The following is a 17,394-nucleotide window of genomic DNA, read 5'->3' on the forward strand; positions in this document are numbered from 1 at the left end:
GCAACGAGGCACGGAAGAACCAAGCAGGGCCCGGGGCAGCGGTTCCGGACCCTGCTCGCAGCCGCAGTCGCCGAAGGAGCTCGCTCGGTCGTCGTCACTCGTTCGCGGCGGCCGAGGCCTGGGCCTCGCCGCGGCGGCGGATCTGGCGGAAGGTGAACTCGGCGAGATCGTTGCCGGTGGAGAAGACGGCCTTGTCCTGCTCGGTCACGTTCTTGGCGTCGGTGAAGCCGGACAGTGTGAAGTAGGCGTAACGGCCGTAGGAGTTGGTGGTCGAGCGGCAGACCGCGCCGTCGCAGAACCCCTTGACGCCGCCGCCCGCGAGGGACTTGACGATGCTCTTGGCGTCGGCCTGCTGCTTGGCCTTGGCCGCCTGCGCCTCGGTGTCGAAGACGGCCACGCCCACCGTCACCGCGATGTCGTCCTTGGTGTAGGTGACCCGCAGCAGGCGGCTGCACTCGTTGTCGGTGAGGACCTTGGGCAGCGTGGCCTTCGCGGCCGAGGCGCAGTCGCGGGTGTCGGCCGTCGGGCCCTTCTTGTACACCGTGTCGCCCATGGTGAGCTGCGTGCCCGGGAAGAGGACGTCGGGGCCCAGCGGCGCCCGGTCCTTCTGCACGCTGGAGACGAAGTCCTTCGGGTCCAGCGGCGGCGGCGCGCTCGTCGGGGCGAACGAGGGGACCGTGCCGGTGGCGCTCGGCAGGCCGGCGGTCGCCGGCAGCTGGGAGGACGACGGGTCGGAGGCCTGGTTGCCTCCGTTGGCCGAGACGACGGCCACCGCCACGGCCGTTCCTATCGCGACGGTCGCGATCGCGCCACCGCCGATGAACAGCAGCCGCCGTCGCTTGTGACGTGTCTCGGACGCGTCGGCGAGCGCGGCCCAGTCCGGTGCCTGGCCGCTGCCGCCCCCGCTGCTCCAGGGCTGCTGGGACTGTGGTTTCCAGGGATCCCACTGCGAAGGAGGTCCCCCCTGCCCATAACTCATGGGGCGCATCTTAGACGGGGAGCGGGGCGCGCCGGTCCGCCCCAACCCCGGCCGACGCCCCCGCCGTTGCCGCCGCGGCCACCGCACCGGCGGGCAAAAGGGGCAACTCCGGGTGGTTGGTGCGGGCGGTGCGCGGGAGCTCTCCGCGAACGGGAGGGGGCCGGGCGGTGGCGAATCCCTGTAGAGTTGGTGTAGTCCATGCCCGACGGACTCGTTTTGACCTGTCCGGCCGAGCGTGGGTATTCTGCATGTTCGTTATGTGTATTGGCTTGCTCATTCTCACGTGAGGGGCCCTTACACCGGTCCGCCGGGCCGATGACCAGCGACCAGCACGCGGTTTGCGTCACCGCAGTGCGGTCAGGGCTGTCGTGATCGTCTTCGGTGGCCATGTCAGGACCACTCACTGAAGAAGCGAAGGCTACGAACCGTGCGTACGTACAGCCCCAAGCCCGGCGATGTGACGCGCCAGTGGCACGTCATCGACGCCCAGGACGTCGTCCTGGGTCGTCTGGCCACCACTGCGGCCTCCATCCTGCGCGGCAAGCACAAGCCGATCTACGCCCCGCACGTCGACACCGGTGACTTCGTCATCATCATCAACGCCGACAAGGTGCACCTCTCGGGCAACAAGCGGACCCAGAAGATGGCGTACCGCCACTCGGGCTACCCGGGTGGTCTGCGCTCCGTCCGTTACGACGAGCTGCTGGCGAAGAACCCCGAGAAGGCCGTCGAGAAGGCCATCAAGGGCATGCTCCCCAAGAACACCCTGGGCCGTCAGATGCTGTCGAAGCTGAAGGTCTACTCGGGCGACCAGCACCCGCACGCTGCGCAGCAGCCGGTGCCGTTCGAGATCACCCAGGTCGCGCAGTAATTCCGGCCACCCCCTAAGACTGAAGAGAATCTGAGGAGCATCGTGGCCGAGACCACTGCCGAGCAGCCGCTCGAAGAGACCGACATCGACATCGACAGCTACACCACCGAGTCCGAGGTGCCCGTCGAGGGCGAGTACACCTCGGAGTCCATGGCGTCCCGCTTCGGCGACCCGCAGCCGGCCGCCGGCCTGGGCCGTCGCAAGAACGCCATCGCCCGCGTCCGGATCGTCCCGGGCACCGGCAAGTGGAAGATCAACGGTCGCACCCTCGAGGACTACTTCCCGAACAAGGTGCACCAGCAGGAAGTCAACGAGCCCTTCAAGGTGCTCGAGCTCGAGGGCCGCTACGACGTCGTCGCCCGCATCGTGGGTGGCGGTGTCTCCGGTCAGGCCGGTGCGCTCCGCCTCGGTGTCGCCCGTGCGCTGAACGAGGCGGACGTCGACAACAACCGCGGCGCCCTCAAGAAGGCCGGCTTCCTCCGCCGCGACGACCGTGCGGTCGAGCGCAAGAAGGCCGGTCTGAAGAAGGCCCGCAAGGCCCCGCAGTACAGCAAGCGCTGATTGCAGCTGCCCCTGCACGTACTCCGAACGCCCCGGCGGCACGCCACAGTGCCGTCGGGGCGTTCGTTTTCTCACTGTTGCGGGCGTATAACGGCACAAGGTGCTCGGCGGTTAATCTGATCGGATGGCCGGGGAGCGCTTGCCTCGGGATGCGGGAGCCGCCCATGCATCGCGACCGTCGAGCACCTCACACGCACCCGCGTACCCATGGGCCGTGGCCCGGGGCCATGCACGGTGTCCGGTGCCCGCATCGATACTGACGCTTCTCAGGAGGACAAGTGGGACGACTCTTCGGCACGGACGGCGTGCGCGGTGTCGCCAACGTGGACCTGACGGCCGAGATGGCGCTGGGCCTCTCCGTGGCCGCCGCGCACGTACTGGCCGAGGCGGGCACGTTCGAGGGGCATCGGCCGACCGCCGTGGTCGGGCGTGACCCGCGGGCGTCCGGGGAGTTCCTGGAGGCCGCGATGGTCGCCGGGCTGGCCAGCGCCGGCGTGGACGTGCTGCGGGTCGGCGTGCTGCCGACGCCCGCCGTGGCGCATCTGACCGGGGCGCTCGGCGCCGATCTCGGTGTGATGCTGTCCGCCAGCCACAACGCCATGCCCGACAACGGCATCAAGTTCTTCGCGCGCGGCGGCCACAAGCTCGCCGACGAGCTGGAGGACCGGATCGAGTCCGTGTACGAGGAGCACCGCACCGGTGCCCCCTGGGACCGCCCGACCGGCGCGGGCGTGGGCCGCGTGCGGGACTACGAGGAGGGGCTCGACACCTATGTCGCCCACCTCGTCGGCGTTCTGCCGAACCGGCTGGACGGCCTGCGGATCGTCCTCGACGAGGCGCACGGCGCCGCCTCCCGGGTCTCGCCGGAGGCGTTCGCGCGGGCCGGGGCCGAGGTCGTCACCATCGGCGCCCAGCCGGACGGGCTCAACATCAACGACGGCTGCGGTTCGACCCACATGGAGCAGCTGAAGGCCGCGGTCGTCGAGCACGGGGCCGCCCTCGGTATCGCGCACGACGGCGACGCCGACCGCTGTCTGGCGGTCGACCACACCGGTGAAGAGGTGGACGGGGACCAGATCCTCGCCGTGCTCGCGCTGGCGATGCGGGAGCGTTCCGCACTGCGCTCCGACACCGTCGTCGCGACCGTGATGTCCAACCTCGGGTTCAAGCTCGCCATGGAGCGCGAGGGCATCCACTTCGTGCAGACCGGGGTCGGCGACCGGTACGTCCTGGAGCAGATGAAGCAGCGGGGCTACGCCCTCGGCGGCGAGCAGTCCGGCCACGTCATCGTCCTCGACCACGCCACGACCGGCGACGGCACGCTCACCGGCCTGCTGCTCGCCGCGCGCGTCGCCGAGACGGGGCGTTCGCTGCGCGAGCTGGCGTCGGTGATGGAGCGGCTGCCGCAGGTGCTCATCAACGTGCCCGACGTGGACAGGACCCGGGTGAAGACCTCCGGGGAGCTCGCGGCGGCCGTGACGGAGGCCGAGCGCGAGCTGGGCGGTACCGGCCGAGTGCTGCTGCGCCCCTCGGGCACCGAGCCGCTGGTCCGCGTGATGGTGGAGGCCGCCGACATCGACCAGGCCCGCTCGGTCGCGGAACGCCTGGCGGACGTGGTCAAGTCGGCACTGGGCTGACCGGGGCGGGCGGACGCGGGGCGGCCGACCGCCCCGCACCCGGGGCACCACCGGTGCTCCGCACCCGAGGTCAGAGTTTGCGCAGGCTGAGGCGCTGGACCGTGTGGTCCGGGCCCTTGCGCAGGACGAGGGTGGCCCGGCCGCGGGTGGGGGCGATGTTCTCCACCAGGTTGGGCCGGTTGATCGTCCGCCACATCGTGCCGGCGTAGTCGAGGGCCTCCTCCTCCGAGACCTGGGTGTACTTGCGGAAGTACGAGGAGGGGTCCTGGAAGGCGGTCGCGCGCAGCTTGCGGAAGCGGTTGAGGTACCAGCGCTCGATGTCCTCGGTGCGGGCGTCCACGTACACGCTGAAGTCGAAGTAGTCGGCGAGCCCGACCCGGGTGCGTCCGTCCTTGCCGGGAAGCGCGGGCTGCAGGACGTTGAGCCCCTCGACGATCAGGATGTCGGGGCGGCGCACGGTGAGCCGTTCGCCCGGGACGATGTCGTAGATGAGGTGGGAGTAGACCGGGGCCGTCACCTCGTCCTTGCCGGCCTTGATGTCGGCGACGAAACGGGTGAGGGCGCGGCGGTCGTACGACTCGGGGAACCCCTTCCTGGACATCAGGCCGCGCGCCTGGAGCTCCGCGGTGGGCAGCAGGAAGCCGTCCGTGGTGACCAGTTCGACGCGCGGGTGCTCGGGCCAGCGCGACAGCAGGGCCTGGAGCAGCCGGGCGACCGTGGACTTCCCGACGGCGACGGAACCGGCGACCCCTATGACGAAGGGTGTGCCGGACTGGGAGCCCTGCTCGCCGAGGAAGGTGTTCAGCGCGCCGCGGAGCCCGTCGGTGGCGCCGACGTAGAGGTTGAGCAGCCGGGACAGCGGCAGGTAGATGTCCCGCACCTCGTCGAGGTCGATGACGTCACCGAGCCCGCGCAGCCGCTCCACCTCGTCGGCGGACAACGGCAGCGGCGTCTTGTGGCGCAGCGCGCTCCATTCCGCGCGGGTGAGGTCTAGGTAGGGAGTCGCCTCCGGCCGCTGCCGGTGGGCGCTCCGGGACTTCGAGGAGACCGGAGAGATCACAGTCCATTGTTAACGGAGTTCGAACGGGATGGTTCGTGGGCTGTGTCACGCGATGGGCAGGAAGGGAGCGAAGCTGAGGGAGGATGAGGGAAGTTGTCGGAATGTGAACACCCCGTGTCCGACTTTTCGGTGCATGGCGTTTAGCATTTCGTAGCGGCTCGGGCCGCCGTCGTGTCCGCCAGTTGCAGTCGGGGAGTCTCGTGTGAAGCGCATCCTGATCCGTTCCGGAAAGAGCCCGCTCCGCGTGGCCACGCCGACGGAGTTCATCCACCAGGATCTGATCGGGACCAATACGGGCAACCTGCTCTTCAGTGACTCGGCCCACAAGATGCTGTCCGCGCCGGACACCGAGGTCGTCTCGAACGGCATCCGCACCGACCCGTCCGCCCGGCGCGCGGCCGAGATCAACGAACAGTACGACGCCTTCGTCGTGCCGCTCGCGAACGCCTTCCGTCCCTCCTTCCAGGCATCCCTGGACCGGCTGTCGACCCTGGTGGAGCAGCTCACCGTCCCCGTGGTCGTCTTCGGCGTGGGCGCCCAGACCGGGGCCGACTACGACACCGGGGAGCTGAAACCGATCGAGGCGTCGGTGAGACGTTTCGTCTCCGCCGTCCTGGACCGGTCCGCGTCGATCGGGGTCCGCGGCGAGCTCACCGCCCGCTACCTCACCGACATGGGGTTCCCCGCCGACCGCGTCGACATCATCGGCTGCCCCTCCATGTTCCTGTACGGGGACACCTTCCCGGCCGTCCGGACCGTCGAGCTGACCGCGGCCTCGCGTATCGCCGTCAACCTCTCCCCGGACGCCGTACCGGTGGGGGACATCGCCGGTCTGGCCCGTACCGCCTGGGAGCGGTACCCCCACCTGCTCTACTACGCGCAGAACCTCGTCGACGCGGAACTGCTGCTCTGGGGCGACATCACGCCGGAGAACGGCGTCGAGGACCCGTTCCCGCTCCAGCTCAGCCACGATCTGCTGCGTGAGAACAAGGTGCGCATGCCGCTGGACCCGGCGACCTGGATCGACGAGCTGCGCGGCCACGACTTCGCCTACGGGACCCGGATCCACGGCAACATCGCCGCCCTGCTGGCCGGCACGCCGAGCGTCGTGCTCACCCACGACTCGCGGACCCTCGAACTGTGCCGTTACTTCGACATCCCGCACGTCCCGGTCGACTCGCTGTCCGCGGACACCGACCCGCGTGACCTGTACGAGTCCGCCGACTACTCGGCGATGACCAAGAACCACGGTGAACGGTTCGAGCGGATCACCGCCTTCCTCGACCGCAACGACCTGCGGAACACCTACTCCCACGGCGACGGCGGCGCCGCGTTCGACGCCCGGCTCGCCGCCCTGGACCTGCCGGCCTCGATGCCGGTCTGGGACGGCTCGGACGACGGCCACATGCGCTACCGGGTCAGCCGGCTGCGGGAGCGGATCGCCGTCGCCAATACCCGGATCGACAAGCGCGTCCAGGAGAACAAGGAACTGCGCACCCGGCTGGCCGCCGCCGAGAAGCGGACGGAGGAGACCGGCCTGGAGCTTGCCGAGACCCGCAGGGAACTGGCGGCCACCCACAAGCGGCTCGCCGCCCTGGAGCGGCGTATCGGCGGCATCGAGAAGCGCGCCATGGTCCGGATCGGCCCCGCCGTCCGCCGCCGGGTGCGCCGCTTCTCGAAGCCCGGCGAGAAGGGCTGACCGGGAGGAACGGGCCGGGCCGGACGGCGGGCGCGCGAGGCGAGATCACGCAGTAGTCACAGTTGCCCCACAGGTGATCTCCTGATGATCATTTCATGAGGGAGCCGTGTCTATATTGCGCGCAACGCGTCGCGGGTCCCGCCGCGCCTTCGAAGAAAGAGTTCCCCGTGAGAACCACCGCTGTCCGCCGTACCGCTCTCGCCGCCTCCGCCGCCGCGCTCGCCCTGCTCGTCACCGCCTGCGGCGGCTCCGACGACAGCGGCAACGGCAGCGGCAGCGGCGGCGGTAAGGGTGACGAGGGCAAGGCCGACGCCTCCGCCGCGCCCGCGGCCAAGGCGCTGACCGCGGCCGAGCTGGAGAAGGCCGCGCTGACGCAGGCGGACGTGGAGGACGGCAAGGTGGTCACCAAGCTGCCCGCGACGGACGATGTGGCCGCCGACAAGGTCAAGGCCGACGACGAGGCGTGCCAGCCGCTCGCCCATGTCCAGGCCGGTGTTCCGGTCGGCTCGCCCGCCGCCACGGTCAAGCGGTCCTGGACGAGCGGGCCGCAGAAGCCCGCCGAGGGCGCGGACCCAAAGGAGGCCCTGCTCGCCGGCCTCGACGTGGACAAGGCCCTGGTCACCCTCGCCTCCTACGAGGACGGCGGCGCCGAGCAGGTCATCAAGGACGTCGACGCCGCCGCCGAGAAGTGCGCCGGAGGCTTCACCTACACCGCCGTGGGGGAGAAGTTCGAGATCGTGAAGGCGGCCAGGACCGAGGCGCCGAAGGGTGCCGACGAAGCGCTCGCGATCACCCTGACCATGTCCGCCGAGGGCGTCGAGGCCCCCCTGAACGTCGTCATCACGCGCACCGGCTCCGTCGTCGCGGCCTTCTCGGCGGTCAACCTCGCTGCGATGGGCACCGGCGAGGAGGCCCCCTTCCCGACGCAGATCTCCGACGCCCAGCTCGCCAAGCTCGGCTGACGCACCCCCTTCCGTTCCCACCGGTGCGTCGCGCACCGGTGGGAATTTCCGATTCCGGGCACGCGGCGGCCCTTTTCGGTGCCTGACGGATCGTAGGCTGCCGGTCATGTGCGGAATCGTGGGATACGTGGGGCCGCAGTCGGCGCTGGACGTCGTGACGGCCGGACTGAAACGGCTGGAGTACCGGGGTTACGACTCGGCGGGTGTGGCCGTCCTCGCGGACGGCGGGCTCGCCACGGCGAAACGGGCCGGGAAACTCCTCAACCTGGAGAAGGAGCTGGCGGCCCGGCCGCTCCCCACCGGGGCGACCGGCATCGGTCACACCCGTTGGGCCACGCACGGCGGCCCCACCGACGCCAACGCCCACCCGCATCTCGACAACGCGGGCCGGGTCGCCGTCGTCCACAACGGCATCATCGAGAACTTCGCCGAACTGCGGGCCGAACTGGCCGGGCGCGGCCACGACCTGGCCTCCGAGACGGACACCGAGGTCGTCGCCCACCTGCTCGCGGAGGAGTTCTCGTCCTGCGCGGACCTCGCCGAGGCGATGCGCCTTGTCTGCAAGCGCCTGCTCGGCGCCTTCACCCTGGTCGCCGTCCACGCGGACGCGCCGGACGTGGTCGTCGGCGCGCGCCGCAACTCGCCGCTCGTGGTGGGTGTCGGCGAGGGCGAGTCGTTCCTCGCCTCGGACGTCGCCGCGTTCATCGACCACACCCGCTCCGCGATCGAACTGGGCCAGGACCAGGTGGTCGAACTGCGCCGCGACGCGGTCACGGTCACCGGCTTCGACGGCGCACCGGCGGACGTCCGCTCGTACCACGTCGACTGGGACGCGTCGGCCGCCGAGAAGGGCGGCTACGACTACTTCATGCTCAAGGAGATCGCCGAGCAGCCCCGGGCGGTCGCCGACACCCTGCTCGGCCGCATCGACGGCTCCGGCGCCCTGTCCCTCGACGAGGTACGCATCGCGCCGGAGGCGCTGCGCGAGGCCGGCAAGGTCGTCATCGTCGCCTGCGGCACGGCCTTCCACGCCGGGATGATCGCCAAGTACGCCATCGAGCACTGGACGCGGATCCCCTGCGAGGTGGAGCTGGCGAGCGAGTTCCGTTACCGCGACCCGATCCTCGACCAGCAGACCCTCGTCATCGCCATCTCCCAGTCCGGCGAGACCATGGACACCCTGATGGCCCTGAGGCACGCGCGCGAACAGGGCGCCCGGGTCCTCGCCATCTGCAACACCAACGGCTCAACCATCCCCCGCGAGTCCGACGCCGTCCTCTACACCCACGCCGGCCCCGAGGTCGCCGTCGCCTCGACCAAGGCCTTCCTGACCCAGCTGGTCGCCTGCTACCTGGTCGCCCTGTACCTGGCCCAGGTCCGCGGCGCGAAGTACGGCGACGAGATCCGCGCGGTCGTGCGGGACCTGTCCTCCATCGCCCGGTCGGTGGAACGCGTCCTGGAGACCATGGAGCCCGTACGCCAACTCGCCCGCACCCTCGCCCACAAGAACACCGTGCTGTTCCTGGGCCGGCACGTCGGCTACCCGGTCGCCCTGGAGGGCGCGCTCAAGCTCAAGGAACTCGCCTACATGCACGCGGAGGGCTTCGCCGCGGGCGAGCTGAAGCACGGCCCGATCGCCCTGATCGAGGACGACCTGCCGGTCGTCGTGGTCGTCCCCTCACCACGCGGCCGCTCCGTCCTCCACGACAAGATCGTCTCCAACATCCAGGAGATCCGCGCCCGCGGCGCCCGCACCGTCGTCATCGCCGAGGAGGGCGACGACGAGGTCGTCCCGTACGCCGACCACCTCATCCGCGTCCCGGCCACCCCCACACTGCTGCAACCGCTGGTGACGACGGTGCCGTTGCAGGTCTTCGCCTGCGAGCTGGCCACGGCCCGCGGCAACGAGGTGGACCAGCCCCGCAACCTGGCGAAGTCGGTCACGGTGGAGTGAACTCGGATCGCGTCGAGGGAGGCGGTGAAGGCCGCGGTGGGGACGCTGAGGGGGCTCGGCCGGGGGTCTTGGGATCGCGGACGGAGGATGACGTGGTCTGTTCCGGAGACCTCGGGAAGACGGGCGGGTTGATCCCGTGACGTTGCTCGGCCACTGTTCCCGAGCCGGATCGCAGCTTCGTGGATGACCGCTTCGTACGGTGCGGGAGAGGGGCGCTCCGGGATCGGCTTGCGTCGCATCGGGTGTCGTCCGTCGGACACGCGACTCCCGCTCCTCAGCCGGGAGCTCAGGGACTCGGTCCGGGAAGACGGCCCCGGCACTTCTCCCACCAGCCTCGTGTCCGGTCGGTTGCCATCGGGGTCAGGGTGTTGATGAGCACCTTGTCGGTGCATGAGCAGTGGGCCGCGAGCAGGCACAACCGCCCCGGTACCGGGGCGTGGACGCCGGGTGGGAGGAAGGGCGTGGGCTGGCGCTCGTCCGGGCGTGTTCGGACGCGTGGGGTCGGCAGGCTGTCCGGGGAGGGCAATCGGGGCAAGTACGTGTGGTGCGAGCTGTCGGCCGTTCCCGCGTGAGCGTGTGACCGGGTTTCCCCTCCGGCGTCGCCGTAAAGTGCTCGGCATGAGCATCATCGGGGTCGGGATCGACGTGGCCGAGATCGAGCGGTTCGCGGCGTCGCTGGAGCGGACGCCCGGTCTCGCGCGGCGGCTGTTCGTGGACGGCGAGCTGCTGTTGCCCAGTGGGGAGCGGCGGGGGGTCGCCTCGCTGGCCGCACGGTTCGCCGCCAAGGAGGCGCTGGCCAAGGCGCTCGGTGCGCCCGGAGGGCTGTACTGGACCGATGCCGAGGTGTACTGCGAGGACAGCGGGCAGCCGCGGTTGCGGGTGAAGGGGACCGTGGCGGCGCGGGCCGAGGAACTGGGGGTGCGGTCGTGGCACGTCTCGCTCAGTCATGACGCCGGGGTGGCCTCGGCGGTCGTCGTCGCCGAAGGGTGACGGGAATGGACCGGCCGAGCCTGCTGGGGTTTCCCGGGGTCGGGGAGGTCGGGGGACGGCTGCCGGTGTGGGGAGAGGTGCTTCTGGCCGCCGCCGCCCTGCTCGTCGTGGTGTTCACGGTCGTGAGAATGGTGCGGATGGCCCGTCGGGCGGGGCGCAGGCGCAGGTGACCGGCCGGGCGGGCGGGGCTTCGCCTGCGCCTCAGCCGGCCGGCCACCCTGGTGCCGCCGGTTTTGTCAGCAGATGGACTGGCTGCTGTTGACCAGCCTGTTGTTGCGGAACGTGGTGTTCTCACCGCAGGGGCTCTCGCGGATCGAGGAGTTGGTCACCGTCAGGTTCTGCACCGTGATGTCCCGGTTGTTCGCGAACTCCGTGCGCGCCGCCAGCCGGATCTCGCCGCCGCCCGTGACCGTGCCGCTCTGCGCCGCGAGGTTCACGTTGTAGCAGTTCTCGATCAGGATCGCGTTGTTGCCCGTGTTGGACAGGCTGATCCGGTCGATCGTCGCGCCGCCGCTCTCCGAGACGCAGAACACGCCGCGTCCGCCGCCCCGCGCGACGACCTCGCCGACGCGGATGTTGGTCGCGTACGAGCTGCCGATCCGCCCGTTGCGGTTGGCCATGCGGAACGCGGCGTAACCGGTGCCGGTGCCCGCGTTCTCCGCGTCCACCCTGCCGACCGTGGCGTTGACGGTCTGGTTGAGGAGGAGACCGGACTCGCCGACGTTGCGGGCCGTCACCGTGCCGACGGTCAGGCCGTCGACCCCGTACGTCTCGACGGCGTGGCTGGACGCGCCGGACACGTAGACGTTGTCGATGCGGACGTTCCTCGTCCACTGGCTGGTGTCGCCGCGGTTGTCGATACGGACGCCGAGGCCGCGCGAGAGGCGCATGTCGATCTGGCCCAGGACCACGTTCTGCACGTTGCGCAGGAAGATGCCGTACAGCGGGGCCCCGGTGACGCTGAGGTTCTGGACCTCGACGTCCCGTGTGCCGCGGGAGTAGACCGGGGCCTGGTCGCCGGAGCCGCTGCCCGTGACGTTGATCGTGCCGCAGACGTCCAGAACCGTGTAGCTCGGCAGCGAGATGCGCGAACCGGCGGAGATCGAGCCCGAGCCGCGCACCACCACCCGTTCCTTGGAGGTGCGGCCGGAGGACAGGCTGCTGACCGCCGCCTGGACGGCCGCGCGCATGTCGGTACCGGTGTAGACGACGCTGCTGCCGCGCCGGGAGGTCCAGGTACTGCCGCTCTGCACGGCTTCGGCCTGGTAGGAGCCGTCACCGCAGGCCGCGGCCTGGATGGGGGCCTCCTGGACGGCGGGTGCGGGTGCGGGTGCGGGTGCGGCGGTGGCGGGGGCCGTCAGCGCGCCCGCGGCGGTGAGGAGGGCGGTGGCGCCGGCTGCGGCGAGGAGTGCGGCTCTGCGTCCCATGGGGTCTCTGCTTCCTCTTCCTCTGGTCTTCTCGTCGCGTCGAACCGATTCGACTGAATCGATTCACGCGGTGGGGGATGGTGAGTGTGGCGAGAGGGCGGCATGGCGTCAATGGATGCGACCGGGGGACGGGCTCCGACAACTTTCGACCGGTTTCCGGGGCGCGGGAGGGGGAGCGGGGAGGGCTTCCCCCGAGCGGCAGTTGGAGCAGGGTGTGCGGGACGGGCCGTGGGGGACACTCGGACGTATGCGTACTGCGTACAGCGTGGAGACGGTCAGGGCGGCGGAGCGGGACCTGATGGCGCGGCTGCCGGAGGGCGCGCTGATGCAGCGCGCCGCCGCCGGACTCGCCGCGGCCTGCGCGGACCTGCTGGGGCGGGGTCACGGCCGGGTCTACGGCAGCAGGGTCGCCCTGCTGGTCGGCAGCGGGGACAACGGCGGCGACGCCCTCTACGCCGGTGCCCGGCTGGCCCGGCGCGGCGCCGGCGTCACGGCGGTGCTGCTCGCGCCGGAACGCACCCATGCCGCCGGGCTCGCGGCACTGCGCCGGGCGGGCGGCCGGACCGTGGGGACCACCGACGCCGATGCCACAAGCGGGACCCGGGCGGACACCGATGCCGTCACCGCCGTCCGGCGGGCCGACCTCGTCGTGGACGGCATCGTCGGGATCGGCGGCAAGGGCGGGCTGCGCCCGGCGGCGGTGCCGCTCGCCGAGGCCGCCGAACGGTCGGGCGCCGCGGTCGTCGCCGTCGACCTGCCGAGCGGCGTCGACGCGGACACCGGCGAGGTGCGCGGCACCGCGGTCCGGGCCGACCTCACGGTGACCTTCGGGACGCACAAGCCGGGGCTGCTCGTCGATCCGGCGCGCGAGTACGCGGGGTCCGTACGGCTCGTCGACATCGGCCTGGACCTGACCGCGGGGTCCGCGGGCCCGGTGCTCGAGGCGCTCCAGCACGCTGACGTGGCCCGCCTGCTGCCGGTGCCCGGCGCGGAGAGCGACAAGTACCGGCGCGGTGTCGTCGGTGTCGTCGCCGGGTCCGCCCGCTACCCCGGCGCCGCCGTGCTCGCGGTCGCCGGCGCGCTGCGGGGCGGCGCCGGGGCCGTACGGTACGTCGGTCCCGCCGCACAGGACGTGATCGCCCGCTTCCCCGAGACGCTGGTGTCCGACCGGGGACCGAAGCACGCCGGACGGGTGCAGGCGTGGGTGGCCGGGCCGGGCGCCGGCGACGACGCCGGGCCGGTGGCGGAGGCGCTGGCGGCCGAGGTCCCGGTGCTGATCGACGCGGACGGCCTGCGGCTCGCCGACGCCTCGGCCGTACGGGCCCGCAGCGCGCCGACCCTGCTGACCCCGCACGCCGGAGAGGCCGCCGCGCTGCTCGGCGTCGAGCGCGAGGAGGTCGAGGGCGGCCGGCTGGCCGCGGCGCGTGAACTGGCCGGACGGTACGGAGCGACCGTGCTGCTCAAGGGCTCCACGACCCTGGTCGCCGACCCGGGAGACGGGGGCGGGGGCGGGGAGGGGAAGGGCATCGCCGTACGGGTGAACCCGACCGGCACGTCCTGGCTGGCCACAGCCGGGAGCGGGGACGTCCTGTCCGGCCTCGCCGGCTCGCTGCTGGCGGCGGGACTGCCGGCCCGGGACGCCGGCAGCGTGGCGGCCTACCTGCACGGACTCGCCGGACGCTACGCGGCGGACGGCGCGCCGGTGGGGGCGCACGACGTGGCGGCGGCGATCCCGGCGGCGTGGCGGGACGTCACACGCGGGTGACCCCGCCCCGGGCCGCCGGCGGTGTCGTACCGCTCCCCGCCTTGGCCGTACCACTCCCGGTGAGGCCTCGTACCGCTCTGAGACACTGGGGCGCGATGAACGAGACAGATGCCGCGCGGAGCGCGACCCTGCGGGCCCGTGCCGAGATCGATCTGGCCGCGCTGCGCGCCAATGTGCGGAGCCTGCGCGCCCACGCGCCCGGTGCCGCCCTCATGGCCGTGGTCAAGGCGGACGCGTACGGGCACGGCGCCCTCGCCTGCGCCCGGGCGGCCGTCGAGGCCGGGGCGTCCTGGCTCGGCACGGCCACCCCGCAGGAGGCGCTGGCGCTGCGCGCGCCCGGTGCCGGTGTCCCCGCCGGCGTACGCGTCCTGTGCTGGCTGTGGACACCCGGCGGGCCCTGGCGGGAGGCGATCGAGGCCGACCTCGACGTCTCCGTCAGCGGCATGTGGGCGCTCAAGGAGGTCACCGCGGCCGCGCGTCTGGCCGGGCGGCCCGCGCGCGTGCACCTCAAGGCCGACACCGGCCTCGGGCGGGGCGGCTGCGCGCCCGGGGACTGGGCCGGCCTGGTCGCCGCGGCGCTCACCGCCGAGGCCGACGGGCTGCTGCGCGTCACCGGCCTGTGGTCGCACTTCGCCTGCGCCGACGAACCGGGCCACCCCTCCATCGACGCCCAGCTCACCCGCTTCCGGGAGATGGTGGCGCACGCCGAGCAGCAGGGCGTGGCCCCCGAGGTCCGGCACATCGCCAACTCGCCCGCCCTTCTCACCCTCCCCGACAGCCACTTCGACCTCGTCCGGGCCGGCATCGCCCTGTACGGAGTCTCACCCAGCCCCGAGGTCGGCACCCCGGCCGACTTCGGGCTGCGCCAGGTGATGACCCTGACCGCCTCCCTCGCCCTGGTGAAGCACGTCCCGGGCGGACACGGCGTCTCGTACGGCCACCACTACGTCACCCCGGGCGCCACCACCCTCGGCCTCGTCCCGCTCGGCTACGCGGACGGCATCCCGCGGCACGCCTCCTCCACCGGTCCGGTGCTCGTCGAGGGCAAGTGGCGTACGGCCGCGGGACGGATCGCGATGGACCAGTTCGTCGTCGACCTCGGCGGGGAGGAACCCCCACCGGGCACCGAGGCGGTGCTCTTCGGCCCCGGGGACCGCGGCGAGCCCACCGTCGAGGACTGGGCGCAGGCCGCGGGCACCATCGGGTACGAGATCGTCACCCGGATCGGAACCCGCGTCCCGCGCGTCCATGTGAACGCCGTGGACGGCACGGGCGACGTGACGGAGTAGTACGTCGGTACGCCCGCCCGACCGCACGCGCATGAGGAACGACCGGAACGACAGAGGAGCCAGTACGTGAGCGAGAGCAGTGCGGAGGCTGCCCGGGACGCCGCCATGACGGCTGCCGCCTCCGTCGCCGAAGTGTCCGGCGGCTGGCGCCGGGCGACCGGGGTCGCCGGCATGGCGATAGGCGTGCTCGCCACGGGGGCCGCCGCCGGGGTCGCCATAGAGCGGATGACCGTCGGCCGGGGCATGCGCAGGAAGGCCCGGCTCGCCCTGGACTCCACGGGACCGTACGGTTCGCTGCGCGGCACCCCCGGCACGGCGTACGCCGAGGACGGCACCGAGCTGTACTACGAGGTCGACGACCCCGATCCCGACCCGGACGCCACCCCCGCGCGCCGCCGCCGGCTGTTCGGCCGCAAGTCGCCCGCCCCCGTCACCGTTGTCTTCAGCCACGGCTACTGCCTCAGCCAGGACTCCTGGCACTTCCAGCGGGCCGCGCTCAGGGGTGTCGTACGGACCGTCTACTGGGACCAGCGCAGCCACGGCCGTTCCGGGCGGGGCGCGGCCCAGGCCGAGCGGGGCGAGCCGGTCACCATCGACCAGTTGGGGCAGGACCTCAAGGCCGTCATCGACGCCGCCGCCCCCGAGGGGCCGATCGTGCTGGTCGGGCACTCCATGGGAGGAATGACGGTGATGGCCCTCGCCGACCGGTACCCCGAGCTGATACGCGAGCGGGTCGTCGGCGTCGCCCTCGTCGGCACGTCGCCGGGCAAGCTGGGCGAGGTCAACTTCGGGCTGCCCGTGGCCGGGGTCAACGCGGTGCGGCGGGTGCTCCCGGGGGTGCTGAAGGCACTGGGGCAGCGGGCCGAGCTGGTGGAGAAGGGGCGCCGGGCCACCGTGGACCTGTTCGCCGGGATCATCAAGCGCTACTCGTTCGCGGCCCGGGACGTCGACCCGACCGTCGCCCGGTTCGCCGAGCGGATGATCGAGTCCACCCCGATCGACGTCGTCGCCGAGTATTATCCGGCGTTCCACGAGCACGACAAGACCGAGGCCCTCGCCCACTTCACCGGTCTCCCGGTACTGGTGCTGGCGGGGGTGCACGACCTGATCACACCCAGCGAGCACAGCGAGTCCATCGCCGGTCTGCTGCCGGACGCCGAACTGGTGCTGGTACCGGACGCCGGGCACCTGGTCATCCTGGAACACCCGGAAGTGGTCACCGACCGTCTCGCGGACCTGCTGGTCCGCGCGGGCGCGGTGCCCGCAGGAGCTACCGTGGGTGGCTATGGAAGCACCAGCAGCAGCGCACAACCGGGCTGAGCCGTCCGTCGAGCTCACCGTCACCTCGGCCGAGCAGATGCGGGACCTGGGCCGCGCCCTCGCCAAGCTGCTGCGCGCCGGTGACCTCGTGATGCTCACCGGCGAGCTGGGCGCGGGCAAGACCACGCTGACCCGCGGGCTCGGCGAAGGGCTCGGGGTGCGGGGTGCCGTCACCTCCCCGACGTTCGTGATCGCCCGCGTGCACCCGTCCCTGGGGGACGGCCCGCCGCTGGTCCACGTCGACGCGTACCGGCTGTCGGGCGGGCTGGACGAGATGGAGGACCTCGATCTCGACGTCTCGTTGCCCGAGTCGGTGATCGTCGTGGAGTGGGGCGAGGGCAGGATCGAGGAGCTGACCGACGACCGGCTCCAGATCGTCATCCACCGCGCGGTCGGCGACACCACGGACGAGGTACGGCACATGACGCTGACCGGCCTGGGCGACCGCTGGGCGGGCACGGACCTGAGCGCGCTGTCGGCCTGAGCGGGTGGCGGGTGCCCCGCCGCCCGTGGTCTCCGGTTTCCCGGGCCCGGTTTCCTGTGCCCGCGGTGTCTGTTCGCCGTGCGTTCCGACAAGGTGTCGGCAAAATGTTGCATTCGGTGTCCCGAGCGTGGTCACATGGTATCCAGCTCGCGGTTAGGTCTACCTAACCACGTCCGCCCCCGGCCCCAGGAGGCGTCCATGCCGGCCACCGAGAGTTCTCGCCGGACCGAGGCACGGCCGCAGTCGTCCACCGGGGTGTCGATGCGCGACCTGCTGGCGGCCGGCGCGGCCGCCGCCGCGATCTCCACCCCGCCCCGCGCCCCCGAACCGCAGCCGCACCCGCGCCCGCAGCCCCGGCTCGCCGGGCCGGTGAACGGCCACCGCGAGGCCGCCTGA

16 protein-coding genes are annotated in these 17,394 nt (G+C 71.9%); 13 read left to right on the forward strand and 3 right to left on the reverse strand.

Translation table 11 applies throughout. The features are described from left to right. Positions 1-94 precede the first annotated feature (94 nt). Positions 95-979, reverse strand: a complete 885-nt coding sequence (locus tag ACWZEH_RS20920) for a hypothetical protein (RefSeq protein ID WP_456192642.1) — start codon at positions 977-979, stop codon at positions 95-97. A 427-nt stretch (positions 980-1,406) separates the two neighbouring features. On the opposite strand from ACWZEH_RS20920, the gene rplM reads away from it, so the two are divergent. The 3 genes from rplM (at position 1,407) to glmM (ending at position 4,048) form a co-directional block, all read left to right on the forward strand. Further along, complete coding sequence (rplM, locus tag ACWZEH_RS20925) at positions 1,407-1,850, forward strand: 50S ribosomal protein L13 (protein ID WP_456192643.1); 444 nt, start codon at positions 1,407-1,409, stop codon at positions 1,848-1,850. Positions 1,851-1,892: 42 nt separating this feature from the next. Beyond that, positions 1,893-2,411 (forward strand): 30S ribosomal protein S9, encoded by a 519-nt coding sequence (gene rpsI, locus ACWZEH_RS20930; protein ID WP_456192644.1) that lies wholly within the window; start codon positions 1,893-1,895, stop codon positions 2,409-2,411. A 278-nt stretch (positions 2,412-2,689) separates the two neighbouring features. After that, entirely contained in the window at positions 2,690-4,048 is a 1,359-nt protein-coding gene (gene glmM, locus ACWZEH_RS20935) for a phosphoglucosamine mutase (protein ID WP_456192645.1), read from the forward strand. Between the two features lie 70 nt (positions 4,049-4,118). On the opposite strand, the gene coaA is transcribed toward glmM, so the two are convergent. Continuing rightward, positions 4,119-5,108 (reverse strand): type I pantothenate kinase, encoded by a 990-nt coding sequence (coaA, locus tag ACWZEH_RS20940; protein WP_456192646.1) that lies wholly within the window; start codon positions 5,106-5,108, stop codon positions 4,119-4,121. Between the two features lie 202 nt (positions 5,109-5,310). Between coaA and ACWZEH_RS20945 the strand changes: the two genes are divergently transcribed. From ACWZEH_RS20945 to ACWZEH_RS20965, 5 genes are all read left to right on the forward strand, one after another. Beyond that, entirely contained in the window at positions 5,311-6,807 is a 1,497-nt protein-coding gene (locus ACWZEH_RS20945) for a polysaccharide pyruvyl transferase family protein (protein WP_456192647.1), read from the forward strand. Positions 6,808-6,974: 167 nt separating this feature from the next. Then, the gene (locus ACWZEH_RS20950; RefSeq protein ID WP_456192648.1) at positions 6,975-7,769 is read left to right on the forward strand and encodes a hypothetical protein; all 795 of its coding nucleotides are present in this window, start codon (positions 6,975-6,977) and stop codon (positions 7,767-7,769) included. Between the two features lie 106 nt (positions 7,770-7,875). Beyond that, positions 7,876-9,723, forward strand: coding sequence for a glutamine--fructose-6-phosphate transaminase (isomerizing) (gene glmS / locus ACWZEH_RS20955; RefSeq protein WP_456192649.1), 1,848 nt, complete (start codon positions 7,876-7,878; stop codon positions 9,721-9,723). A 618-nt stretch (positions 9,724-10,341) separates the two neighbouring features. Continuing rightward, positions 10,342-10,713 carry a holo-ACP synthase gene (locus tag ACWZEH_RS20960; protein ID WP_456192650.1) on the forward strand — a complete coding sequence of 124 codons (372 nt, stop codon included), beginning with the start codon at positions 10,342-10,344 and terminating at the stop codon, positions 10,711-10,713. Between the two features lie 5 nt (positions 10,714-10,718). Next, entirely contained in the window at positions 10,719-10,883 is a 165-nt protein-coding gene (locus ACWZEH_RS20965) for a hypothetical protein (RefSeq protein ID WP_456192651.1), read from the forward strand. A gap of 66 nt (positions 10,884-10,949) precedes the next feature. Here the strand turns inward: ACWZEH_RS20965 and ACWZEH_RS20970 are convergent, their stop codons facing one another. Then, entirely contained in the window at positions 10,950-12,140 is a 1,191-nt protein-coding gene (locus tag ACWZEH_RS20970) for a hypothetical protein (RefSeq protein ID WP_456192652.1), read from the reverse strand. A gap of 247 nt (positions 12,141-12,387) precedes the next feature. Here ACWZEH_RS20970 and ACWZEH_RS20975 point away from each other — a divergent pair, with 247 nt between their 5' ends. The 5 genes from ACWZEH_RS20975 (at position 12,388) to ACWZEH_RS20995 (ending at position 17,394) form a co-directional block, all read left to right on the forward strand. Continuing rightward, entirely contained in the window at positions 12,388-13,905 is a 1,518-nt protein-coding gene (locus tag ACWZEH_RS20975) for an NAD(P)H-hydrate dehydratase (RefSeq protein ID WP_456192653.1), read from the forward strand. Positions 13,906-14,000: 95 nt separating this feature from the next. Next, positions 14,001-15,194 carry an alanine racemase gene (gene alr / locus ACWZEH_RS20980; protein WP_456192654.1) on the forward strand — a complete coding sequence of 398 codons (1,194 nt, stop codon included), beginning with the start codon at positions 14,001-14,003 and terminating at the stop codon, positions 15,192-15,194. A gap of 66 nt (positions 15,195-15,260) precedes the next feature. Next, a complete protein-coding gene (locus ACWZEH_RS20985) occupies positions 15,261-16,514 on the forward strand; it encodes an alpha/beta fold hydrolase (RefSeq protein WP_456192655.1) in 1,254 nt (417 codons plus the stop codon). Then, the gene (gene tsaE / locus ACWZEH_RS20990) at positions 16,480-16,998 is read left to right on the forward strand and encodes a tRNA (adenosine(37)-N6)-threonylcarbamoyltransferase complex ATPase subunit type 1 TsaE (protein WP_456192656.1); all 519 of its coding nucleotides are present in this window, start codon (positions 16,480-16,482) and stop codon (positions 16,996-16,998) included. Before ACWZEH_RS20985 ends, tsaE begins: the two co-directional genes overlap by 35 nt. 198 nt (positions 16,999-17,196) lie before the next feature. Continuing rightward, on the forward strand, positions 17,197-17,394 hold the full coding sequence (locus ACWZEH_RS20995) for a hypothetical protein (protein WP_456192657.1): 198 nt from the start codon (positions 17,197-17,199) through the stop codon (positions 17,392-17,394).

This window comes from Streptomyces yamdrokensis (assembly GCF_053890455.1).